The organism is Streptococcus cristatus ATCC 51100 (genome assembly GCF_011612585.1).
In the GTDB taxonomy this organism is placed as follows: domain Bacteria; phylum Bacillota; class Bacilli; order Lactobacillales; family Streptococcaceae; genus Streptococcus; species Streptococcus cristatus_H.
Genome location: NZ_CP050133.1, coordinates 571,300 through 594,399 on the forward strand (window position 1 = coordinate 571,300; position 23,100 = coordinate 594,399).

26 protein-coding genes are annotated in these 23,100 nt (G+C 44.0%); 20 read left to right on the top strand and 6 right to left on the bottom strand.

The features are described 5' to 3' along the window. Nucleotides 1-3: 3 nt before the first annotated feature. The 3 genes from HBA50_RS02920 to HBA50_RS02930 are packed head-to-tail and all read right to left on the bottom strand — an operon-like array spanning nucleotide 4 to nucleotide 1,855. Entirely contained in the window at nucleotides 4-819 is an 816-nt protein-coding gene (locus tag HBA50_RS02920; RefSeq protein WP_045501034.1) for a TIGR03943 family putative permease subunit, read from the bottom strand. Next, the gene (locus HBA50_RS02925) at nucleotides 816-1,721 is read right to left on the bottom strand and encodes a permease (protein ID WP_045501036.1); all 906 of its coding nucleotides are present in this window, start codon (nucleotides 1,719-1,721) and stop codon (nucleotides 816-818) included. The genes HBA50_RS02920 and HBA50_RS02925 overlap by 4 nt, the downstream gene beginning before the upstream one ends. Further along, on the bottom strand, nucleotides 1,718-1,855 hold the full coding sequence (locus HBA50_RS02930) for an SPJ_0845 family protein (RefSeq protein WP_142322377.1): 138 nt from the start codon (nucleotides 1,853-1,855) through the stop codon (nucleotides 1,718-1,720). The genes HBA50_RS02925 and HBA50_RS02930 overlap by 4 nt, the downstream gene beginning before the upstream one ends. Nucleotides 1,856-2,026: 171 nt before the next feature. Between HBA50_RS02930 and HBA50_RS02935 the strand changes: the two genes are divergently transcribed. From HBA50_RS02935 to HBA50_RS02975, 9 genes are all read left to right on the top strand, one after another. Further along, on the top strand, nucleotides 2,027-4,159 hold the full coding sequence (locus HBA50_RS02935) for a Tex family protein (RefSeq protein ID WP_045501038.1): 2,133 nt from the start codon (nucleotides 2,027-2,029) through the stop codon (nucleotides 4,157-4,159). After that, nucleotides 4,146-4,595 carry a SprT family protein gene (locus tag HBA50_RS02940; RefSeq protein ID WP_045501040.1) on the top strand — a complete coding sequence of 150 codons (450 nt, stop codon included), beginning with the start codon at nucleotides 4,146-4,148 and terminating at the stop codon, nucleotides 4,593-4,595. The genes HBA50_RS02935 and HBA50_RS02940 overlap by 14 nt, the downstream gene beginning before the upstream one ends. Before the next feature lie 104 nt (nucleotides 4,596-4,699). Then, a complete protein-coding gene (locus HBA50_RS02945) occupies nucleotides 4,700-4,972 on the top strand; it encodes a PspC domain-containing protein (protein ID WP_045501097.1) in 273 nt (90 codons plus the stop codon). 141 nt (nucleotides 4,973-5,113) lie between these two features. Continuing rightward, a complete protein-coding gene (locus HBA50_RS02950) occupies nucleotides 5,114-5,605 on the top strand; it encodes an NUDIX hydrolase (RefSeq protein ID WP_045501042.1) in 492 nt (163 codons plus the stop codon). Between the two features lie 143 nt (nucleotides 5,606-5,748). After that, a complete protein-coding gene (gene hprK / locus HBA50_RS02955) occupies nucleotides 5,749-6,684 on the top strand; it encodes an HPr(Ser) kinase/phosphatase (RefSeq protein ID WP_045501044.1) in 936 nt (311 codons plus the stop codon). Further along, nucleotides 6,677-7,456: a prolipoprotein diacylglyceryl transferase gene (gene lgt / locus HBA50_RS02960; protein WP_045501045.1), complete on the top strand. Its 780-nt coding sequence runs from the start codon at nucleotides 6,677-6,679 to the stop codon at nucleotides 7,454-7,456. Before hprK ends, lgt begins: the two co-directional genes overlap by 8 nt. A 12-nt stretch (nucleotides 7,457-7,468) precedes the next feature. After that, nucleotides 7,469-7,864 (top strand): DUF948 domain-containing protein, encoded by a 396-nt coding sequence (locus HBA50_RS02965; RefSeq protein WP_045501047.1) that lies wholly within the window; start codon nucleotides 7,469-7,471, stop codon nucleotides 7,862-7,864. 15 nt (nucleotides 7,865-7,879) lie between these two features. Next, nucleotides 7,880-8,311 carry a YtxH domain-containing protein gene (locus HBA50_RS02970; RefSeq protein ID WP_005589465.1) on the top strand — a complete coding sequence of 144 codons (432 nt, stop codon included), beginning with the start codon at nucleotides 7,880-7,882 and terminating at the stop codon, nucleotides 8,309-8,311. Nucleotides 8,312-8,491: 180 nt separating this feature from the next. Next, nucleotides 8,492-9,334, top strand: a complete 843-nt coding sequence (locus HBA50_RS02975; RefSeq protein ID WP_045501049.1) for a C39 family peptidase — start codon at nucleotides 8,492-8,494, stop codon at nucleotides 9,332-9,334. Between the two features lie 49 nt (nucleotides 9,335-9,383). Here the strand turns inward: HBA50_RS02975 and HBA50_RS02980 are convergent, their stop codons facing one another. Next, the gene (locus HBA50_RS02980; protein WP_045501051.1) at nucleotides 9,384-9,674 is read right to left on the bottom strand and encodes a DUF3270 family protein; all 291 of its coding nucleotides are present in this window, start codon (nucleotides 9,672-9,674) and stop codon (nucleotides 9,384-9,386) included. Between the two features lie 129 nt (nucleotides 9,675-9,803). Here HBA50_RS02980 and HBA50_RS02985 point away from each other — a divergent pair, with 129 nt between their 5' ends. Next, the gene (locus tag HBA50_RS02985) at nucleotides 9,804-10,733 is read left to right on the top strand and encodes a peptidase U32 family protein (RefSeq protein WP_045501053.1); all 930 of its coding nucleotides are present in this window, start codon (nucleotides 9,804-9,806) and stop codon (nucleotides 10,731-10,733) included. Between the two features lie 129 nt (nucleotides 10,734-10,862). Here the strand turns inward: HBA50_RS02985 and HBA50_RS02990 are convergent, their stop codons facing one another. Then, complete coding sequence (locus HBA50_RS02990; protein WP_045501055.1) at nucleotides 10,863-11,426, bottom strand: TetR/AcrR family transcriptional regulator; 564 nt, start codon at nucleotides 11,424-11,426, stop codon at nucleotides 10,863-10,865. 142 nt (nucleotides 11,427-11,568) lie between these two features. Between HBA50_RS02990 and HBA50_RS02995 the strand changes: the two genes are divergently transcribed. The 6 genes from HBA50_RS02995 to HBA50_RS03020 all read left to right on the top strand — a co-directional run bounded on the left by HBA50_RS02995 (nucleotide 11,569) and on the right by HBA50_RS03020 (nucleotide 18,075). Further along, a complete protein-coding gene (locus HBA50_RS02995; RefSeq protein ID WP_045501057.1) occupies nucleotides 11,569-12,270 on the top strand; it encodes an ABC transporter ATP-binding protein in 702 nt (233 codons plus the stop codon). Between the two features lies 1 nt (nucleotide 12,271). After that, a complete protein-coding gene (locus HBA50_RS03000) occupies nucleotides 12,272-14,995 on the top strand; it encodes an FtsX-like permease family protein (protein ID WP_045501059.1) in 2,724 nt (907 codons plus the stop codon). Between the two features lie 95 nt (nucleotides 14,996-15,090). Continuing rightward, the gene (locus HBA50_RS03005) at nucleotides 15,091-15,939 is read left to right on the top strand and encodes a metallophosphoesterase family protein (RefSeq protein WP_045501061.1); all 849 of its coding nucleotides are present in this window, start codon (nucleotides 15,091-15,093) and stop codon (nucleotides 15,937-15,939) included. A 57-nt stretch (nucleotides 15,940-15,996) separates the two neighbouring features. Beyond that, nucleotides 15,997-16,449, top strand: a complete 453-nt coding sequence (locus HBA50_RS03010; protein WP_002931101.1) for an Rrf2 family transcriptional regulator — start codon at nucleotides 15,997-15,999, stop codon at nucleotides 16,447-16,449. A gap of 226 nt (nucleotides 16,450-16,675) precedes the next feature. Further along, the gene (locus HBA50_RS03015; RefSeq protein ID WP_045501065.1) at nucleotides 16,676-17,533 is read left to right on the top strand and encodes a VOC family protein; all 858 of its coding nucleotides are present in this window, start codon (nucleotides 16,676-16,678) and stop codon (nucleotides 17,531-17,533) included. A 35-nt stretch (nucleotides 17,534-17,568) separates the two neighbouring features. Continuing rightward, nucleotides 17,569-18,075 carry a methylated-DNA--[protein]-cysteine S-methyltransferase gene (locus tag HBA50_RS03020; RefSeq protein WP_045501067.1) on the top strand — a complete coding sequence of 169 codons (507 nt, stop codon included), beginning with the start codon at nucleotides 17,569-17,571 and terminating at the stop codon, nucleotides 18,073-18,075. Between the two features lie 51 nt (nucleotides 18,076-18,126). On the opposite strand, the gene HBA50_RS03025 is transcribed toward HBA50_RS03020, so the two are convergent. Continuing rightward, nucleotides 18,127-19,209 carry a M24 family metallopeptidase gene (locus HBA50_RS03025; RefSeq protein WP_045501069.1) on the bottom strand — a complete coding sequence of 361 codons (1,083 nt, stop codon included), beginning with the start codon at nucleotides 19,207-19,209 and terminating at the stop codon, nucleotides 18,127-18,129. Nucleotides 19,210-19,471: 262 nt separating this feature from the next. On the opposite strand from HBA50_RS03025, the gene yycF reads away from it, so the two are divergent. The 4 genes from yycF to HBA50_RS03050 all read left to right on the top strand — a co-directional run bounded on the left by yycF (nucleotide 19,472) and on the right by HBA50_RS03050 (nucleotide 22,995). Continuing rightward, nucleotides 19,472-20,173, top strand: coding sequence for a response regulator YycF (gene yycF / locus HBA50_RS03030; protein WP_045501071.1), 702 nt, complete (start codon nucleotides 19,472-19,474; stop codon nucleotides 20,171-20,173). Further along, nucleotides 20,166-21,530: a cell wall metabolism sensor histidine kinase VicK gene (gene vicK / locus HBA50_RS03035; protein WP_005589490.1), complete on the top strand. Its 1,365-nt coding sequence runs from the start codon at nucleotides 20,166-20,168 to the stop codon at nucleotides 21,528-21,530. Before yycF ends, vicK begins: the two co-directional genes overlap by 8 nt. After that, nucleotides 21,523-22,323, top strand: a complete 801-nt coding sequence (locus HBA50_RS03040; RefSeq protein ID WP_037586201.1) for an exodeoxyribonuclease WalJ — start codon at nucleotides 21,523-21,525, stop codon at nucleotides 22,321-22,323. Before vicK ends, HBA50_RS03040 begins: the two co-directional genes overlap by 8 nt. A gap of 312 nt (nucleotides 22,324-22,635) precedes the next feature. After that, nucleotides 22,636-22,995, top strand: a complete 360-nt coding sequence (locus HBA50_RS03050; RefSeq protein ID WP_015605195.1) for a YbaN family protein — start codon at nucleotides 22,636-22,638, stop codon at nucleotides 22,993-22,995. The last annotated feature ends 105 nt before the right edge of the window (nucleotides 22,996-23,100 follow it).

Genomic DNA, 23,100 nt, shown 5'->3' on the forward strand with positions numbered 1-23,100 from the left:
ATTCTAAAAGACCCGATAGACGTAGGGATTGTCCGGTTTTTCTACCTTATCAAAGCTTTCAACTTCTAGAGTTGGCAGGCTTTGTCCCAGACTTTTATGGTAGTGCATGGCAAGTTTCCCCTTGGCATGAATCCAGGTATTATCCTCGAAATGCTGGGTATTTCCAGTCGTCAAGAGGCCATAGACACCTGAGTCGGCGATACAATGGATAATACCGAAGCGAAAGAGAAATTGGCTCTTCTGGTCGCTGGGGTCGTTGTAGACAAAGCCAGTGAACTCCAGCGTTTTGCCTACAAACTCGTCGGGATAATCATAGATGACCTCCATGACTTCCATGTAGTTCTCAGTCGTGACCTGAATGGCATCTTGCTTGACATATTTCTTGGCGGCAGCACGCATTTCTTTTTCGTAAGCCCCTTTGGTAAAGTAGGTGCTGGTGTCCGGCTTCAAGTATTGGCTGGTTGTGCCTTCGTCCTGCTGGACGGCTGCAGAAGTTCCCTCAGCCAGTGGGAAATGAAATCCTTTGGCCGAAACTGTGGTCGAATCCAAGGTTACAGTTGGAAAGAAAATTCCCACAAAGAGCGGAATGACAAGGAGCAGCACGCTGCCTAGCTTGGCCCAGCGAGTGCTTAAATGACTGTGGACCTCCATCTTTTTCATCCAGATAATGAGCTGCACGACAGCCAAGACAAAGGACAGAATCATAGACAAGTAGGCCAAATAGGAATAGTGGAGATTGATATATTGATTAAGCTTGCCCGTCAGCTGTAGATACATAGTAATCTCAAAGTAGCCGACTAAGATTAGAAATCGAATCATAGCACTACCCCCACAAGCCAAGAGTAAAGAAAGACGACGATGGTAACCAGACTGATAAATTGCCAGATAAAGCGTGTCTTAAAGTAGTTTTTCATCATCAGCAGATTCTTGACATCTAGCATAGGACCAATGACCAAGAAAGCTAAGACTGGCGATAGGCCGAAGCTAGCGATTAAGGAACTCCCGATGAAAGCATCGGCTTCGCTGCACAGTGAGAGCAAGAAGGACAGCAGCATGAGCAGAAGAATAGCAACAGCTGGTGTCGAGCTGATAGAGGTCAGGATTCTAGTTGGCACATAGACTTGTACGATGCTGGCGAAGAGACAGCCAAAGACCAGATAGCGACCTGTATCGAAAAATTCGTCAATGGCCTGCACAAAGACTTGAAAAAGCTTTTGTCCCTTGCGGAGATGTGAAAAGTCATGCTCATGAACAGCCTTGCGATTTTCTTTTTGGATATTGCTGTCTGCAAAGAAGCCCAGAAAAATCCCTAAAAGAATAGCCACGACCATAGAACCTAAAGCACGCAGCAGAGCCATTCGGAAGGAATTTCCAAAAGCTGAGTAGGTCGCAAAGAGTACGATGGGGTTGATGACTGGAGCTGTAACCAGAAATGGCACAGCTGTGTAACTGGGAACTTTCTTTTCCAGAAACCGGTTTATAATGGGAACGATTCCGCACTCACAGGAAGGAAAGACTATGCCAATCAAGCTTCCAAAGAAAATCCGAGCCCATTTGTTCTTGGGCAGGAAACGATAAACTTTGTCTGGCGTGACATACACCTCGATAAAGCCAGAAATAATACTTCCGATTAAGACAAAAGGCAGGGCTTCAATGATAATGGAGAGAAAGATGGCACCAGCCTGTAAGACGCTGGAAGGAAGGTTAGAAAAGAAGCTCATGCTTTTTTAGCCTTGTCTTGCGCTTCTTTTTTCTTTTTGTCATCTGGAAATTCTACTTTTTCAAGCTTAGGCAGGGTCGCAAACTCCTCGAACATCTTATCTAAATCATCTGTTTTGGTAAATTTCACAGCCATAGGGCCACCTCATTTCTAAAATAATAATTCTATTATACTACCAAACGAAAAAAAATGATATTTTCAGCCATGATGGATCAGAGAGAGCGGACTCATCCTAGCAAGAAAAAGATGGATTAAACTAGCCTTTATAGATTTTTCAGCTTCATATTATGATATAATAGAAGCGTTATGGAAAATTTAAATATTGAAAAAATTGCCCAGAAATTGGGCCTTAAAGAAAAACAAGTATCACAGGTCCTAGATCTGACTGCTGAGGGAAATACAATTCCTTTTATTGCTCGTTACCGTAAAGAAATGACGGGAAATCTAGATGAGGTCGAGATTAAGGCGATCATTGATTTAGACAAGAGTATGACTGCCTTAGCAGAGCGTAAAGCGACGGTCTTAGATAAGATTGAGGAGCAGGGCAAACTAACGGATGCTCTTCGCTCTGAGATTGAGGCTGCTGAGAAGCTGGCTGATGTGGAAGAACTTTATCTGCCCTACAAGGAGAAACGCCGTACCAAGGCTACCATTGCGCGTGAAGCAGGTCTCTTTCCTTTGGCCCGCTTCATCCTACAGGATGCGGCTAACTTGCAGGAAGAGGCTGAGAAACTGACTAGTGAAGCCTTTCCAACAGCAGAAGCTGCTCTTGCTGGAGCAGTGGATATTCTGACCGAGGCGATTTCTGAAGATACTAAGCTGCGGGCTTGGACCTACCACGAGATACAGACCAATTCTTCTATCGTATCCAGCCTCAAAGACGGCGACTTAGATGAAAAGCAGGTCTTCCAGATTTATTATGATTTTTCTGAAAAAGTAGCGACTATGCAAGGCTACCGTACCTTGGCTCTTAATCGTGGTGAGAAGCTAGGTGTTCTCAAGGTTGGTTTTGAGCACAATTTGGAGAAAATCCTGCGCTTCTTTGAAGTACGCTTCAAGGTGAAAAACGCCTATATTATCGAAGCTGTCCAGCAAGTAGTTAAAAAGAAAATCATTCCAGCCATGGAGCGTCGTATTCGGACTGAGCTGACTGAGGTGGCTGAAGATGGAGCGATTCAGCTCTTCTCAGAGAACCTCCGCAATCTCCTCCTGATTGCCCCTCTCAAAGGTCGTGTAGTACTGGGCTTTGACCCAGCCTTTCGGACAGGAGCCAAGCTGGCTGTTGTGGATGCGACAGGCAAGATGCTGACGACTCATGTCATCTATCCAGTTCCACCAGCAAAGCCAGCTCAGATTGAAGCTTCTAAGAAAGAGTTGTCAGAGCTGATTGAGCGGTTTGGCGTGGAAATCATTGCCATCGGAAACGGCACTGCTAGCCGAGAAAGCGAAGCCTTTGTAGCAGAAGTTTTGAAATCTCATCCAAATGTCAGCTATGTTATCGTCAATGAGAGCGGAGCATCTGTCTACTCAGCTAGTGAACTAGCTCGTCATGAGTTTCCAGATTTGACGGTTGAAAAGCGCTCAGCTATTTCCATTGCCCGCCGTCTGCAGGATCCTTTGGCAGAGCTGGTCAAGATTGATCCTAAGTCTATCGGGGTTGGCCAGTACCAGCATGATGTCAGCCAGAAAAAGCTGTCTGAAAGTCTGGACTTTGTCGTTGATACCGTGGTCAACCAAGTCGGGGTCAATATCAACACTGCCAGTCCTGCCCTGCTGGCCCATGTAGCTGGTCTTAATAAAACTATCTCAGAAAATATTGTCAAGTACCGGGAAACAGAAGGCTTGATTCGGTCTCGTGAGGCCATCAAGAAAGTTCCGCGTCTGGGCGCAAAAGCCTTTGAACAGGCAGCCGGCTTCCTGCGTATTCCTGAAAGTGATAACCTGCTAGACAATACAGGCGTTCACCCAGAGTCTTATAAGGCGGTGGAGGAGCTCTTTAAGCGTCTGGAAATCAGCAGTTTGGATGAGGCAGCCCAAGCGAAATTAAAGGCTGTTCAGGTTGCTAGTTTGGCTGCAGAGCTGGGCTTAGGAGAAGAAACCCTCAAAGACATTATTGCAGATTTGCTCAAGCCTGGCCGAGATTTGCGTGATTCCTTTGACGCGCCAGTTTTGCGGCAGGATGTCTTGGATATCAAGGACCTGCGCATTGGTCAAAAGCTGGAAGGCGTTGTCCGCAATGTCGTCGATTTCGGAGCCTTTGTGGATATCGGTATCCACGAAGACGGTCTTATCCATATTTCTAAAATAAGTAAAAACTTTATCAAGCATCCTAGCCAAGTTCTATCAGTCGGTGATTTGGTCACTGTCTGGGTGGATAAACTGGATGTGGAGCGGGAGAAGGTCAATCTCTCTTTGATAGCGCCAAATGAATCTAACTAACTACGTTAAGAAGGTGTCGCTGGAAGATTTTGGCTGGGAATTTCGCCACCAAGCTTATTGGAACAAGCGACTTCGGACGACTGGGGGACGCTTCTTTCCTAAAGACGGCCACCTGGATTTCAACCCAAAAATCTATGAAACTTTTGGGCTGGATATTTTCCGAAAAATTGTTCGTCATGAGCTCGTCCACTATCATCTCTATTATCAGGGTAAAGGTTACCGCCATGGAGATAGAGATTTTAAAGACCTCCTTAAGCAAGTTGACGGTCTGCGCTACGCTCCATCCTTGTCCGACTCGCAAACCTTTCTCATCTATGAATGCTTGAGCTGTGGAGCACTTATCCGTCGCAGACGCAGAGTCAATCTTCAAAAATATCGTTGCGGTTGTTGTAGAGGAAAATTAGCATTCCTAAAAGAGGAGATAAACGGAAGCTAAGCGAACAAAAAAAACGAATAGATGCAGAATCAGCCTTCGGGCTGATTTTTTTGTTCGACCACTATGATAAAATAAAGGAAAGAATGAGAGTTGAGGTCATCATTATGAAAACTAAGTTTTATAAATTAAGAAGAAACCGAGTAATTTCAGGGGTTTTGTCGGGATTGGCTGATAAATTTAACTTTGATCTTGGCTTGTTACGCTTTTTATTCATCATCTTTACAGTTTCCAATTTGGGCTTAGGCATTTTGATTTATATTTTGCTGGCTGTCGTGATGCCTTATAAGGAAGACGTGGAAGCGGAAATGTATGGAACCGGCCCTCGTAAAATGAAAGATGCCGAGCCAATCAATGACAATGACGGTTGGTTTTGGTAAAATAACAAATATAAAATTCGGGAGTATGCCCGAATTTGTGCTAGATGTAGAGGAAACGAAAAGAGAGAATCTAGGGAAACGCAGCTGACGGAATCTGGAAGCTGATGCCGAAATACGAATGACTTTATCCAAGGAGGAAATATGACAGAAGTTTGGAATGCCTATGACTTGAATCGAAATCAGCTCCCGCATCTCCTAGTTCGAGGAGAAAACATTCCTGAAGGGCAATTTCATCTCTGTGTCAATGTTTTGGTTCGCCATCAGGATGGCGATATTCTCTTTATGCGGCGGTCAGCAAATAAAAGTCTCTATCCTGGCTACTACGAGTTTGGAGCGGGAGGAAGTGTGCTGGCGGGAGAGGATAGTCTGACAGCAGCCCTGCGGGAACTGGAAGAAGAAACAGGCCTGGTTCCCGACAGTATCAGACTGTTGGAGCAGGTGTGCTCTGTCGAAGACCAGTGCCACTTTGATTTCTATGAAGCGGTGGTGTCTAGTGACAAGAATCAAGTCCGCTATCAGGCAGGCGAAACCGATGCTCATCTCTGGCTACCTCTAAATGAAATACCAGTCTTTATTGAGAGCCATCCTTGCTTTCAAAATCAAAAAAGAATTCTCAAAAAATGGATTGGCTAGTTATTTTGACTGGCCTTTTTGCTGGTTGGGAGATGTTTTCACAAGCATCTAGGGAAAAATCCTGCTTAAATTCCAATCTTAAAAACTCTTTTAGGGTAAAAATTTGCTATAATAGAGAAAGATAAATTTGAAGGGAGCAGGGAATGTCTGTAAAGGTCAAAGATTTGATTGAAAAAGTCCGTTTACGCATCGTTTACGGCAGTGATGACCTCTTGGAAAAGGAGATTTCGACATCGGATATTTCGCGGCCAGGCCTTGAAATGACCGGCTATTTTGACTACTACACGCCAGAACGGATTCAGCTGATTGGGATGAAGGAGTGGTCTTATCTGATGAAGATGACATCCCACAACCGTCATCAAGTCCTTTTGAAAATGTTTCAACCAGAAACGCCAGTTGCCATTGTGGCGCGCAATTTGGAGATTCCTGAAGAAATGCGGCGAGCAGCTGAAGAAAAGCAAATCGCGATTCTTACCAGCCGCACATCAACCAGCCGTCTATCAGGGGAAATTTCTAGTTTCCTTGACTCACGCTTGGCGGTCAGAACCAGTGTCCATGGCGTATTGATGGACATCTACGGAATGGGCGTGCTGATTCAAGGGGACAGTGGTATTGGTAAAAGTGAAACTGGTCTTGAGTTAGTTAAGCGGGGCCATCGTTTAGTGGCGGATGACCGGGTCGATATCTTTGCAAAGGATGAAATGACTCTCTGGGGAGAGCCTGCTGAGATTCTTCGCCATCTCTTAGAAATTCGCGGTGTCGGCATTATCGATGTGATGAGCCTTTATGGAGCTAGTGCGGTCAAGGATTCTTCACAGGTGCAGATTGCTGTCTATCTGGAAAATTATGATACCAATAAGACCTTTGACCGTCTGGGTAATAATGCAGAAGAACTGGAAGTTTCCGGTGTCAGAATTCCTCGGATCCGCATCCCAGTTAAGACAGGACGCAATATCTCTGTAGTGATTGAAGCCGCAGCTATGAACTATCGGGCTAAGGAAATGGGCTTTGATGCCACCAAGATTTTTGAAGAACGACTGACTAATCTGATTAGCCAGAATGAGGTGAAAGATGCTTGATCCAGTAGCTTTTTCAGTCGGTCCCTTTAGTATTCGTTGGTATGCGATTTGCATTGTCACTGGCTTGATTTTAGCCGTCTACTTGGCTATGAAGGAAGCGCCACGCAAGAAGATGATTCCAGATGATATTCTTGATTTCATTCTGATTGCCTTTCCCTTGGCCATCCTTGGAGCGCGGCTCTACTATGTGATTTTTGAATGGTCTTATTATGGCAAGCACTCTCTGATTGAGATTTTTCAGATTTGGAATGGTGGTTTAGCCATTTACGGCGGTTTGATCACTGGTGCCCTTGTCCTTTATTTCTTTTCTCAGAGAAGGCTAATCAATCCTGTTGATTTTTTGGATATTGCAGCGCCTAGTGTCTTGATCGCTCAGAGTATCGGCCGTTGGGGCAATTTCTTTAACCAAGAAGCCTATGGAGCGGTGGTCAAAAATCTTAATTATCTACCGTCCTTCATCCGCAATAATATGTACATAGATGGTGCTTATCGCCAGCCAACCTTTTTGTACGAGTCCCTTTGGAATTTACTTGGTTTTGCCCTACTGCTGATTTTACGCCGCCGCCCTAAATTCTTCCATCAGGGAGAATTGGCAGCCTTTTACCTGATTTGGTATGGTTTTGGCCGGATGATTATTGAGGGTATGCGGACCGACAGTCTCATGTTCTTGGGTATTCGTGTATCTCAGTGGCTGTCTGCAGCTCTGATTTTACTAGGCATCGGCATTATGATTTACCAAAGAAAAAAACAAGCCCCCTATTATCAAGAATGAGAGGAGAATATTATGCTTGAAATTGCTTATACTTTAGTTGCTGTCGCTTTGATTGTCTTTCTAATCTACCTGACCCTCACCGTCAAAACTCTCGGTGATAAGGCTGCAAAAATGCTGGATGAGACAGAAAATACGATCAAAGTGTTGACTTCTGATGTTAATGTCACCCTGCATCAAACCAATGATTTGATTGCCAAAGTCAATGTGTTGACAGATGATATCAACCACAAAGTAGCAACGATTGATCCACTTTTCAATGCGGTGGCAGACCTATCCGAATCAGTCTCTGATTTAAACGATCAGGCGCGTGTTTTAGGAAAGAAAGCAGTCGCAGCAGGAAGCACGACAGCCAAAACAACAGCAGGTCTAACGGCCCTTCGTTTGTTTACAAAATTATTCAAAAAATAAGAAAGTAGGTTTACTATGGGAAAAATTTCATCACTTTTATTAGGTGCTGTGTCTGGTGCAGCTGCAGCGTACTTTCTCACCAGCAAAAAAGGTAAAGAAATCACTGAAAAAGTTCAAGACTTTGTCGTTGATTATCGTGAAGATCCAGACAAGACTCACGAAGCAGTTGTCCAATCAGTAAAGGACTTTTCAGATCAGGCTGTCAAGGCCATCAACCAAACCAAGGAAAAGGTTGAAAATGGCGAAATTACAGCTGAAACAGTATTGGAGTCTGTTAAGGATACGACCAAGTCAGTAGTAGACTATTCGCAGGATAAATTCCAAGAAATCAAAGAAAAGTTTGAAAAAGAAGAGGAAATTCTTGAAGAAGAAATTTCTGATATCGTGGTGGAAGAAGGAGAAAAAGCCCCTTCAGAAGAAATCATCATTGATTTAGAAGATAAGTAAATTCAAACTAGATATACAAGATGAGGCTGGGACAAAAGAGTCCTAGCCTCATCTTGTATTAGAATTGCACCTTTGTCGCAGTGGTATAGGAAGCAAAAATTACTACTATTTAGTTTTCCCTCAGCCATCTTGATTTCCAGGAAAGAAAGCGTTATCATATAAATAAAAGGGGGTGTCGGTATGAAAAATTTAAAAGTACTTGCCTTGCTTGGTTTAGGCTGCTGCTTACTAGCCTGTTCTCGGCAGAAAGCTTCAGAGTCCCCTCAGTCTAGAAGTTCTGACTCTTCTTCTAAGGCTTCGAGCACAAGTCAAGCCCGCTCGAAAACAGCTAGCAGTAGTCAATCTAGTGCAAATCAATCTATCCCTAGTCAGAGTTCGACTTCTACGGAGTCAGAAAGCTCTAGTCAGACCAGTGAAAAGGCCAGAGAAGAGGAGACACAGCCTTCTAGCAAAGAAGCATCTTCCCCAATCAGAAAGCGCCTGGAAGTTCCCATGCAGATCCAGCGAGCTTGGAATACTTGCGCACCGACCTCTGTCAGTATGATTTTAGCCTACAGGGGCGTTCAGGCTAGTCAGGAGGAATTGGCACGAGCGATGGGGACCGATGAGACCTTCGGCACCCATAATGTCAATGTAATCCGTGTCTTAAATCAATATTTATTTGGTTATGCGGAAGTGCCGGCAGGTCAAGCGGGCTACCATCTTGGTACAGTGACTAGTAGCGCCTCGAATTCTGAAGATATGCGGCTCTTTAAAGAGCGCCTGCGCAAGAATATTGATGATGGTTATCCGCTCTACTATACGATTGATAATGCCTCCATCTACCCAGGGCATAAGGGTGAACACAATGTTGTGGGTACGGGCTATGAATTATCAGCAGACGGCAGTGATATCCTTGCAGTTTATTACATTGATCCATCCTATACCGTTCAGGATCCAGTCTATGGAGGGCTGAAAAAGGTAACTCCAGAAGAATTGTTGGCAGCTATGTGTGCTTGTCAGGAGCCAAATTACGCTTGGTAAAGAAACGAAAAAACGAGATCTTTTGATCTCGTTTGATTTAATTCGTGAATTAACGGCGTTTCTTTCTCCGAACAGTGCGATAGCCTTGAATAACCATGAGGCTCAGGACTACAGCAAGTGTGAAAGATAGGAAAGTGCTTATCTTTGCAGATAAGAAGATAAAGCTAAAAAAGACTGTCAAAATACAGAATAAAGCGATATTTATAAAGAAAAATAGCTCACGTAATTGTGATGCTGATTCTGCTTGGGGCAGGTATTCTTGATAGGATACTTCCTTAGTTTGTTCTGTCGAATCATGCAGGGGCGCTGATTCAAACTGTTTAAAATCTCTTACAGCCATTGTCTCTCTCCTAGTAGTACCTTATCATTCTATCACGTTTCTATGATTAGATATATTACAAGATAGTTACAAAACGAATAAAATCGAATTAAGAAATCATAAATCCTATTTTTTTGGTATAATAATGATATGAAAAAGATAATTATTACAGCAACAGCTGAAAGTATAGAACAAGTTCAAGCCTTATTGGAAGCAGGAGTAGATCGTATTTATGTCGGTGAGGAAAAATACGGTCTTCGTTTACCGCATAACTTCACTTATGACGAATTAAATCGTATTTCTCAAATGGTTCATCAGGCAGGAAAAGAAGTGACCGTTGCCGTCAATGCTTTGATGCATCAGGACATGATGGACCAGATCAAGCCTTATTTGGATTTTCTTCAGGAAATTGAAGTGGACTATATCACCGTTGGGGATGCAGGTGTATTCTACGTCTTGCAGCGGGATGGTTATAAGTTGAAAACGATTTATGATGCTTCGACCATGGTTACCAGCAGCCGCCAGATTAATTTTTGGGGCAAGAATGCTGGGGTATCAGAAGCTGTTTTGGCGCGGGAAATTCCATCGGCAGAACTCTTTAAAATGCCGGAAATCCTTGAAATTCCAGCAGAAGTCTTAGTTTATGGTGCGAGCGTTATCCACCACTCTAAACGTCCACTTTTGCAAAATTATTATAACTTTACACACATCGATGATGCGAAATCAAGAGAGAGGGATCTCTTTCTTGCGGAACCGAGCGATCCTCAGAGCCATTATTCAATCTTTGAGGACAAGCATGGGACTCACATTTTTGCCAATAATGACTTGGACTTGATGACCAAGTTGATAGAATTGGTTGACCACGGCTTTACGCATTGGAAGTTGGAAGGGCTCTACACTCCTGGTCAGAATTTTGTTGAGATTGCTAAGCTCTTTGTTCAGGCAAGGGACTTGATTGAAAAAGGTGAATTTAGCCATGACCAAGCTTTCTTGCTAGATGAGCCACTTCACAAATTGCATCCGAAGAATCGTTTCCTTGATACAGGATTTTATGATTACGATCCAGACATGGTGAAATAGACAGGATTTTGTTGCCTTTATCTAAGTGGGCATCACCAAAAAGCTATTTGCTCACCAGAAACGTTTTAAGAAAAGGCACAGATGAATCTGCGCCTTTTTGAGTTTTCATCTATAAAAATGGAGTGCTGGTCATGATTTCCAATAATCATAATTGTAGGTAGCTAGGATCATTTGAGTAATTTCTTCGGGCTTCTCCTGAGCTCCGCCGGCTATCCAAAGAGAAATAATCCCCTCAACACTGGATAGGAAGATTTCCAAGGCGTATTTCTGAGGGATATGAAAGTTCTCCTCTAAAAAACGCTGGGTAGCAGCTTTTTGCTTATCGCTCAGAATGATACTGGTTATAAACTCTCGAATAGCCCCGCGAAAGTCAATATAATGGCTTCTGGTCAGGGCATTGATCAGACGTTCATTAGCACGCAGTATATGAAATTTGGCTATCATGAACCGTTTGGAATATTCGCCTTCTTCTTCAAAAAGACTATAACTATAAAGTTGGGAAATGATGTCGCTTTTTAGACTTTCAACCATCTGATATTTATCTTGGTAGTGGAGGTAGAAGGTGCCGCGATTAATCCCTGCCCGTTTGCAGAGTTTGCTGATGGAGATATTATCAAACCTTTCCTCTGATAGTAGCTGGATCAGGGCTTCTTTGATGTCTTCCTTGGTACTAGTTTTCCGTTTCTGGACCATTTTTTCTTCCTTTTTGCTTAAATCAACACTTTGTTGATTTTTGATTATTGCTTTTTGTCTAAGCTCATTATATAATATCTGTGATTTAGAATCAACACTTTGTTGATTTAAGGAAAAGAGCTTTGAAAAGGAGAGAGACGATATGGCTTACATTGAAATGAAACATAGTTTTAAACGTTATCAGGTAGGTGACACGGGGATTGTCGCCAATCATGATATTTCTTTTGAGATTGAAAAGGGGGAACTGGTCATTATCCTGGGTGCTTCTGGAGCTGGTAAGTCTACGGTGCTCAATATCCTCGGAGGTATGGATACCAATGATGAGGGAGACATTCTGATAGACGGTCAGAATATTGCTGACTACAATTCCCACCAGCTGACGGACTATCGTCGCAATGATGTGGGCTTCGTCTTTCAGTTTTACAATTTGGTGCCCAATCTGACGGCCAAGGAAAATGTTGAATTGGCTTCTGAGATTGTCAAGGATGCCCAAGATCCAGTAGCGGCTCTGACCGCAGTGGGACTAGAAAAGCGCCTCAATAATTTTCCAGCGCAGTTGTCAGGCGGGGAGCAGCAGCGAGTGTCTATTGCTCGGGCTGTGGCCAAAAATCCCAAGATTTTGCTCTGCGATGAGCCGACAGGAGCTCTGGACTACAATACTGGTAAGCAAGTGCTGCAAATCTTACAGGATATGTCCCGCAATCAAGGAGCGACAGTGATTATCGTAACCCACAATGCTGCCTTGGCTCCCATTGCTGACCGGGTTATCCGCATGCACGATGCGAGGGTCAAGAGTGTTACAGTCAATGAAGAGCCTCAGGATATAAGTACATTGGAGTATTGATATGAAGAGAAAGATTTATTGGAAAGATATTCTGCGCTCCTTCACTAGCTCTAAAGGACGTTTCCTATCTATTTTAATCCTCATGATGCTGGGTTCTCTAGCTCTCGTGGGGCTCAAGTTCGCTCCACCCAATATGCGCAGAACAGCAACAGATTATTTGAAAGAGCAGCGAACTATGGACTTGGCTGTTATGGCGGACTATGGTTTGGATAAAGCGGATCAGAAAGAGCTGGAAGCTATCAAGGGAGCTGATGTCGAGTTTGGCTATCTGACAGATGTCACCGTAGACGAGGAGGCTCTCCGAGTATTCTCAGATACCAAGGATATTTCAAACTTTCAAGTGACCTCTGGCCGTCTTCCTAAGAATGAGCAAGAAATTGCCTTGGCTAGCTTTTGGTCTAAGAAATATAAGCTTGGTCAGGAGATTGATCTAACCGAAAAAGCAGGCAGTCGGTCAGTTCTGAAAAACAAGACCTATAAGATTGTGGGATTTGTCAACTCGGCAGAGCTCTGGTCTGATAGAAATCTGGGCAATACGACTAGTGGCAGCGGGGCTTTATCAGCCTATGCTGTAGTTAGCCCCAAGGCCTTTGATACAGATGTTTACAGTATTGCTCGCCTGCGCTATCATGATTTAGAAAAGCTGGCTCCCTTTTCTGAAAGCTATCAGGAGCATTTGGAGCAGCACCAGACTGCTTTGGACAAGAGCCTTGAAGATAACGGAGTGGCTCGCTTTAAGCGATTAGAGGCAGATGCCAAAAGCACCATTCAGAAGGGCCAAGATAAGATTGCTCAGGCTGAGAGTGAGCTGACCCAAGGGAAAAAGCAATTAGAGCAAGCTCAGAGTCAGCTGGATCAGCAAAAAAGCCAGCTAGAAGTAGCTCAAGCTGCTTCTATCCTAGCTCCCGATCAGCTCGGTCAGAGCCGGCAGCAGATTCAGGAAGCTGAGTCCCAGCTCAATCAGAAAAAATCTGAGCTGGCTCAGGCAGAGAAAGATTTGTCTGCTAACAAGGACAAGCTAGCTGACGCTAAGGCAAATCTTAGTCGATTGAAAGAGCCGGCCTATCATAGCTATGACCGCAAGTCCCTGCCAGGTGGGAATGGCTATCATATGTATAAAAACTCCATGAATAGTATTGCGTCGATTGGTAATATCTTCCCGGTGGTGCTCTATCTGGTGGCAGCAATGGTGACCTTTACCACTATAACGCGCTTTGTCGATGAGGAGCGAACAAATGCAGGTGTCTTTAAGGCTCTAGGCTATCATAGCCGAGATATCATTCGCAAGTTTGCTCTTTACGGTTTGGTGGCGGGGAGTCTAGGTACCCTCATAGGGATTCTGCTGGGACATTATTTCTTATCGGGAGTGATTTCTTCTATTATTACCAGAGGAATGGTGCTTTCTGTCCCGCATGCATATTTTTATGTTTCCTATAGTATACTGGCCCTTGGACTTTCCCTTCTATCCAGTGTTCTCCCTGCCTATTTGGTAGCAAGACGGGAGCTGACAGAGGAAGCAGCACATCTGCTTTTGCCCAAGCCACCGGTCAAGGGCTCCAAGATTTTCTTGGAAAGACTGCCCTTTATCTGGCGACGTCTTAGCTTTACTCAGAAGGTCACAGCTCGCAATATCTTTCGCTATAAGCAGCGGATGTTTATGACTATCTTTGGTGTGGCGGGTTCGGTTGCCCTGCTCTTTGCCGGCCTAGGACTTCAGTCTTCTATTGGTGGTATTCCCAAACGTCAGTTTGAGGAGATTCTGCGATACGACTTGATTGTCGCTGCCAATCCTGGGGAAAATCAAGCCGAACAAGATAAGCTGAAAAAGATGTTGGCAGATGACTCGATTGCTGCCTATCAGGAGATCCACAGTGAAACTTTGACGGAGAAATACAAAGGGAAAAAAGAAACAGAGTCAGTCACTTTAATGGTTACGGACAAGGAAAATTTTAAACCGTTTATTTCTATGGAAAGTCCTGACAGCCGACAGAAGCTGTCCCTGAAGGACGGTGCAGTTGTTTCGGATAAATTGGCCCGTATAGCTGGAGTTAGCCCCGGTGGCAGTATAGAGCTGGGTGGCAAGTCTGTCAAGCTCGCAGCAGTCAATGAGAATCATTTTGGCCATTTTGCCTTTATGAAGGCAACTGACTACCAGAAGATTTACGGGAAAAAGCCTGAGAAAAATGCTTATCTAGTGCGACTCAAGGATTCTTCCAGCAAAAATATTGTGGACAAAGCCAATGAATTTATGAGCCTCAAGTCTGTCAAGAGTGTTTCGCAAAATGCTAGCATGGTGCAGCAGTTCAACGTTCTAGCTAATTCTCTTAATAATACGATGATGATTTTAGTGCTGATTTCCATTCTTCTAGCAGTCGTCATTCTCTACAATCTGACCAATATCAATGTAGCCGAGCGGATTCGCGAACTGTCCACTATCAAGGTTTTGGGTTTCCATAATAAGGAAGTGACCCTCTATATCTATCGAGAGACCATTATCCTGTCAGTGATTGGGATGGCAGTTGGGCTTCTAGGCGGTTTCTTCCTGCATCGTTTTTTGATTGAGAAGGTTGCGCCTAGCATTATCAGCTTAAACCCTCAAGTAAGTCCCTCAGTCTATCTGTTTCCTCTAACAGCAGTGACTCTTATTCTGACCTTGCTTGGCTTCTTTGTCAACTACCGCTTCAGACGGGTGGATATGCTGGAAGCGCTCAAGTCTGTCGATTGATAAAAAAACATTTCAAAACTTTCACTCACTTGATGGGTGGAAGTTTTTTTGAACTTTGATATAATATTCCTTGTAAAGAAAGAGAAAGACATACGATGACACGAAAAATTGCCTTATTATCCGATGTGCATGGGAATAGCACAGCCCTGGAAGCAGTACTGGCGGATGCGGAAAGCCAGCAAGTGACAGACTATTGGTTTTTGGGGGACTTGCTCCTGCCAGGAACCGGTCGCAGAAATATCTTAGATAGGATGGAGCAGCTGCCCATCAGCCTTCAGGTTAGAGGGAATTGGGAAGACAGTCTCTGGCATGCCCTGCACCAAAAGCTGGATTTGGATCGTCCCAGCCATCTCTACCTGACCCGGCTCTGTCATTTTGTCCTAGAGAAAATCCGTCCTGAAGAGATTGACCACATGCAAGAACTTCCTCTGCAAATCTTGACAGAAGTAGAGGGATTGAAGATTGCGGTCAGTCACCATCTGCCAGATAAGAATTGGGGGCGGGAGCTGATTCATATTGGTGAGCAGAGCGATTTCGACCGTCTTTTTGAAGGAAACGACTGCGCTGTCGCTGTTTATGGTCATATTCACCAACAGTTTCTCCGCTACGGGACTAAGGGCCAGTTGATTATCAATCCCGGCTCTATTGGTCAGCCATTCTTTCTAGATTCGACTTTGCGTCAGGACTTGCGAGCCCAGTATGCCATTTTAGAGATAGATGAGACGGGTCTGGCTGATGTCGACCTTCGGCGCGTGGCTTATGATGTGGAGCAGGAACTACGATTGGCTCGGGAGCTCCACTTGCCTTACTATGAGATTTATCGAGAGAGTTTGGTCAATGGTATCCACCATACCCACAATCACGACTTGTTGCGAGAGATTAGCGAGCGTGAAGGCTATGCAGATGAGATTGCGGCTTTCTTAAAGTCTGGTCGTAACTCTTGAAGTTACACCATTTTTGAGATATAATAGTGAGAGAAAATGATGAGGGAGGAGAAAAAAATGCAGATTTCTAGCCGTTTTACCATTGCCACCCATATGCTGATTGTTCTGGCTTTGGAGGGAAAAAAACAAAAACTGACAAGTGATATCCTTGCTGGCAGTGTCGGCGTCAATCCAGTTATTATCCGCAAGACCCTGTCCCAGCTCAAGAATGCCGGAATGATTACCGTTGCTCGTGGGACTGGAGGAGCAGAGATTGCCAAAGATTTGAAAGACATTAGCCTGTTGGACGTCTATAGTGCGGTTGAATGTCTGGGCAAGAGCGGCCAGCTCTTTAGCTTTCATGACAAGCCCAATCCAGACTGTCCTATCGGTAAGAACATTCACAATGTCTTAGATGACCGCTTGGCTGCTATTCAGGCAGCCATGGAAGCTGAATTAGCTCAGACCAGCCTTGACGAAGTTGTCGCAGCAACCGAAAAAGAAATTAAAGAACAATCTGTTTCCCAGTGAGCAGGTTGTTTTTTTGTTAAGAATTTTCCGAGATGTAATTATTGATATTACATTAGAATGTGCTATACTAATAGATGTAATAAAAACAATTACAATCTGAATAATCCTTCGGAGCAAATGGAGATGTGGAAGACTGCATCAAGAAACGTATTTCTGTTTTGGGAATAAAAAGAAAGATTGGGCAGGAAAACTACTGAACTTTAAAATTAAAGAGAGGAGAAAGAACATGACTTTTGAATATCAAAGCAAAATTTATCTAGGAGAGGTGGCACTTTATGTTGCCGATTTAGCAAGACAAAAGGACTTTTATCAGCGTGTTTTAGGGCTGGAACTTTTGGAAGAGCAGGACGGACAGGTGGCTTTGGGCAGGGACGGACAAGTGCTGGTGAGACTTTTAGCGACCAGTGACCGGCAGACCGTCAAGTCGGCTTACGGTCTTTATCATCTGGCGCTTTTGCTTCCAAGCCGTCAAGCCTTAGCAGATATCCTGAAGCATTTATCCGAAAATAAAGTACCTATGGTTGGAGGAGCGGACCACGGTTATAGTGAAGCTATTTATCTGGAGGATCCAGAAGGCAACGGCATTGAGCTTTATCGGGACAAGCCTCAGGCTGATTGGGATATTCGAGAAGATGGCCGCATTATCGGAGTGACGGAAGCGCTTGCGGCTCAAGAAATCTATGAACTAGGTCAGGAAATCCAGCCGTTTAGTATTGCCGAAGGAACTCGTATGGGCCATGTCCACCTGTCTGTGAAAAATAGCAGAGCAGCCAGTCATTTTTACCAAAAGCTTCTAGGCTTGGAGGATAAATTTTCTGTACCTTCTGCTAGCTGGCTGGCATCCGGAAACTATCATCATCATTTAGCAGTCAATGAATGGGGAGGTTCTCACTTGAATCATCGCCAACCGAAGCAACTGGGACTAGCCTATTTTGAAGCGCAAGTAGAAGGAAAAGAAGACCTAGTAGCTATTTATGAAAATGCTCAGGTCTTACAAGCGCCAGTCCGATGGATTAGCTCCCAAGAGCTAGAAGTCACAGACCCAGATGGGATTGTGGCAAAAATTAAGACAAGAGTGGTATAATAAGGCATATCAAGAAGATCGAAGAAAGAAAAAATATGTACAAGACTTATTATACATCGCCGATTGGCCGGATTCTCATCTTGACGGACTCAAATGCCTTGTTGGGACTTTGGCTTGAGGGACAGAAATATTTTGGGGCAGGCTATGATTTGGAGCAAGCAGAGGAGGAAGAGACAGAAGTCAGCCGACGCGTCTTTGCTTGGTTGGACGCTTATTTTAAGGGAGAAAATCCCGCAATAAATGAAATTCCATTGGCACCTCAAGTAACTGAGTTTAGAAGCAAGGTTCTGACTGTGCTGCAGAAGATTCCCTATGGGCAAACGGCTACCTATTCAGATATTTTGCGAGAATTGCAGGCTGAGTATGGAAAAATTGGCTCGGCTAGAGCAGTCGGTGGTGCCATCGGTCATAATCCTATTTCCCTTCTGATTCCTTGTCATCGGATTGTCGGAAGCGACGGCAAATTGACCGGCTATGCCGGCGGTCTGGATAAAAAAGCCTTTTTGTTGAAACTAGAGGCGGGGGAGAAAACAACAGGATAAATAAAACTATTAAGAAACTAAAAAAGCACCAATCGGTGCTTTTTTAGTTTCTTAATCAAAATACAGCAAGTCCTTGCTGGTTTCGGTGAAGAGTTCAAAGCCATTCTTGGTGACATAGCCGCAGTCCTCGATGCGGACGCCGACCTTGCCAGGGATGTAAATACCAGGCTCGACAGAGAAGCACATGCCCTCTTCGATGACCATGTCGTTGCCCTCCATGATGGATGGAAATTCGTGGACGTCCATACCGATACCGTGGCCGAGACGGTGATTGAAATACTCACCATAGCCCGCTTTTTCGATAACCTCACGGGCGGCGCGGTCTACTTCATGAGCTGTGACGCCTGGTTTGATAAAATCAAGTGCAGCTTGTTGGGCTTCCAGAGTCAGATAGTAGATATCCTTTTTGAACTGATCTGGCTGGCCGACAGCGACAGTCCGTGTCATATCACTGGCATAGCCATTGACCATGCAGCCCAAGTCAAAGAGGAGGAGGGCGTTGTTTTCAATTTTATTGGCACCGGGAATGCCGTGCGGATTGGCTGCGTTATTGCCTGTCAGAACCATGGTTTCAAAGCTCATTTCATAGCCTTCTCGCTTGATGGCAAAGTCGATTTGAGCGATGATGTCTGTTTCAGTATTTTCTAGTGAAATATTGTCGAAACCGATATTGACAGCCTTGTCAGCATATTGACCGGCTACTAGCATTTTCTGGATTTCATCGGCTGACTTGATCAAGCGCAAGCGGTTAATGTAAGGGGTCAGATTGACAAATTCAGCCCCATTAAAAACAGTACGCAGGCCGTGATACTTAGTTAAAATCAGATTATCAAACTCGACCGCTACTTGTTTGAAGGATTGAGATGGTAGAGAAGCCTTGATCTTTTCCCAAGGATTTTCAGAATCGACATAGCCTATAACTTGAAAGTCTACGGTAGAAGAAGCACGCTCAACTTCTAGTGCTGGTACGAAAAGGAGTGGCTCATGGTCAGTGTAGACGAATAGGAACATTTGGCGTTCATGTGGATCGCTGTAAAAGCCTGTTAGGTAATGAATGGTTACAGGATCAGAGATTACAGCCACATCCTGCTTTTCATTTTCAAGATAAGTGATGATTTGATTGATTTTTGTCATAGTTCAACCTTCTTTCTATGCCTCTATTTTTGCAGAAAAAGTGAAAAAAATCAAGGATTTTAGTGAGGATTCCTTATCATTGCTTGGAATTTTCGCAAGAGGGAAAGCTAAGGTAAAATTTCTATAAGAATGTTGGAATATAGTGTGCGAAAATAGTATTTTTTAAGGAAAATTTGATATAATAGTGCTTATGGAGCGGTAGGACAGATACAAAAATAATAGATGTCTAAGCTTAAAAATTGTATAGATATGAAGGTAAAAAATGAAAAAAATATTAGTTGTAGATGACGAGAAGCCAATCTCGGACATTATAAAGTTTAACATGGCTAAGGAAGGCTATGAAGTACTGACAGCCTTTGATGGTAAGGAAGCTCTAGAAATGTTTGAAGCAGAGCAACCGGATATCTTGATTCTGGATTTGATGTTGCCAGAAGTGGATGGACTGGATGTTGCCCGGACCATTCGCAAGACCAGCAATGTGCCGATTATTGTACTTTCGGCCAAAGATAGCGAGTTCGATAAGGTAATTGGTCTGGAGATCGGTGCCGATGACTATGTGACCAAGCCCTTTTCAAATCGTGAATTATTGGCTCGGGTCAAGGCCTTGTTGCGCCGTTCTGAACTAGTCCCAGATAGTCATGTGGATGAGAGCAGTCCAAAGGAACTGTTTATTGGGGATTTGCAGATTCTTCCAGATGCTTTTGTGGTGAAAAAACATGGGAAAGAATTGGAATTAACCCATCGTGAATTTGAACTTTTGCACCATTTGGCGACTCATGTTGGTCAGGTCATGACGCGTGAGCATTTGCTAGAGACCGTCTGGGGCTATGATTACTTTGGAGATGTGCGGACAGTCGATGTGACTATTCGCCGTCTGCGCGAAAAAATCGAAGATACTCCAAGCCGTCCGGAGTATATCCTGACTCGCCGCGGTGTCGGTTATTACATAAGAAATAATGATTGAAACGCTAAAAGAATTCGTACTTTCTCCTGACTTTGTCTTTTCACTGATTGTTGTCGGCTTTATCATCGTCGTGGCTCTTTTGCTACTGGAAAATCGACGAGATACTCAAAAGCTGGTGCAGTTAAACCAAAAGATCAAAGGATTGATTGCAGGAGATTATTCAGAAGTTTTAGATATGCAGGGCAGTCCTGAAATCACGGACATGACCAATTCCATCAATGATCTCTCTGAAGTCATCCGCCTGACGCATGAAAATTTGGAGCAAGAAACCAAGCGTCTATCCAGTATCCTGTCTTACATGACGGATGGCGTGCTTGCGACCAATCGCCGAGGACAGATTATTACCATCAATGACATGGCAACCAAGCAATTGGGTGTCAAACGTGATGATGTCCTTAATACCAGTATTTTAGATTTGCTGGATATTGCTGATGAGTATGATCTGCGCGAATTGATCACCAAGGTTCCAGAATTGACTATTGATTCTCAAGATGAAAATGGTGAATATGTAAGCCTGCGGGTTCGCTTCGCCTTGATCAGACGGGAGTCAGGTTTTATATCAGGGTTGGTAGCAGTGCTACATGATACAACGGAGCAGGACAAGGAAGAGCGGGAGCGTCGGCTTTTCGTTTCCAATGTTAGCCATGAATTGCGGACGCCTCTAACCAGTGTGAAATCCTATCTGGAAGCCTTGGATGATGGCGCTCTGTCAGAGCCTGTTGCACCGGAATTTGTCAAGGTTTCACTAACCGAGACAAACCGTATGATGCGGATGGTGACGGACTTGCTTAGCTTATCGCGGATTGATAATAATACCAGCCATCTGGATGTTGAGCTGACCAATTTTACAGCCTTTATCACCTATATCCTCAACCGTTTTGATAAGATAAAAAATCAGGATGAGACCAAAAAATATGAGATTATCAGGGATTATTCAATTACACCGATTTGGGTAGAGATTGACACGGATAAGATGACCCAGGTGATTGATAATATCATGAACAATGCCATCAAGTATTCGCCTGATGGTGGGACGATTACGGTTTCTGTGAGAACAACAGATGTTCAGTTGATTCTCTCGATTTCAGATGAAGGTCTGGGCATTCCCAAGCAGGATCTGCCAAAGATTTTTGATCGTTTCTATCGGGTGGATAAGGCCCGCAGTCGAGCCCAGGGAGGAACGGGCTTGGGTCTGGCTATTGCTAAAGAAATTATCAAGCAGCATCATGGCTTTATTTGGGCCAAGAGTGAGTATGGCAAAGGATCTACCTTTACCATTGTTCTTCCATATGATAACGATGCTGTCCGTGTAGATGACTGGGAAAATGAAGAGAATGTAGAAAGTGAACATGACTAAGGGATTTCAATATAGTATTCTAGCATCAGGCTCGAGTGGCAATTGCTTTTATCTGGAAACAGACCAGAAACGACTGCTTGTTGATGCTGGTCTATCAGGGAAAAAAATTACGAGTCTTTTGAGCGAAATAGATCGCAAACCAGAGGATTTAGATGCTATTTTGGTCACCCATGAGCACAAGGATCACATCCATGGTGTGGGGGTTTTGGCGCGTAAATACAATCTAGATATTTATGCCAACGAAGCAACCTGGCGAGCGATGGAAAAGGACTTGGGCAAGCTGGATGCTAGTCAGAAGCATATCTTTGAAATGGGTAAGATGAAGACTTTTGGCGATTTAGATGTCGAAAGTTTTGGAGTGAGCCATGATGCGGCTGCTCCCCAGTTTTATCGCTTTATGAAGGATGGCAAGAGCTTTGTCATGCTGACGGATACGGGCTATGTCAGTGACCGCATGGCAGGAGTCATTGAGAATGCAGATGCTTATTTGATTGAGAGCAATCATGATATCGAGATTCTCCGGAGCGGTGCCTACCCGTGGAGCCTGAAACAGCGCATCCTGTCTGACTTGGGGCACTTATCCAATGAAGATGGTGCGGAAACTATGATTCGTACACTTGGCAATCGCACCAAGCGCATCTATCTGGGGCATCTGAGCAAGGAAAATAATATCAAGGAGTTGGCTCATATGACCATGGTCAATCAACTGGCTCAAGCAGACTTGCCAGTGGGCCATGATTTCCAGGTCTTCGATACTTCTCCTGATACAGCGACGCCTTTGGTAAATATCTAATCATCAGTCGTTCAGAAAGAGAGTGGGACAGAAATCGGTAATTCGTTAGAATTCGATTTCGTTGTCCCACCTCCGCACAGTTGAGTAGGGCTGTAAAAGCTGATGAAATCAGCGTGGTAGAGCCCACTCAACCACTGCGTCTTGCTCAACAAACCAAAGACAATTGAGAGTCTGGGATTTTTGTCCCAGCCTCTTTTTTAGGATTGACAAGGATTGCTTTTTATGGGAAACTAGTTTTATATTTTTTAGCTTGTTTTTTATACTAGAAAGGAAGCTAAAGAATGACCATGAAAACGTACGTGAGGAAACCAAATGCGCTTGATTTATTTTGTGATTGCCTGCTTATCTTTGGCCTTAGGAGTGCTGGGGATTTTTCTGCCCCTTCTTCCTACGACTCCTTTTTTACTTTTGTCTATTGCTTGCTTTTCGCGCAGTTCCAAGCGGATTGAGAATTGGCTTTATCACACCAAGCTATATCAGACCTATGTTGCAGATTTTCGGGAGACAGGTTCGATTGCTAAGGAGCGCAAGAAAAAGATTATCGTATCCATCTATATCTTGATGGGAATTTCCATTGCGTTAGCTCCGATAATTTGGGTAAAAATTTTCTTATTCGCCCTGACAATCTTTATTACCTATTATCTTTTCAAGGTCATCCCAGATAAGGAATAGGCCAGGAATTACGCTAAGAAGACAAGTAAACAAGTGCGTTGGCACTTGTTTTTTGGTATAATGGTAGATGGTTCACAAAGAACATCATTTTAGAAAGGATGGATT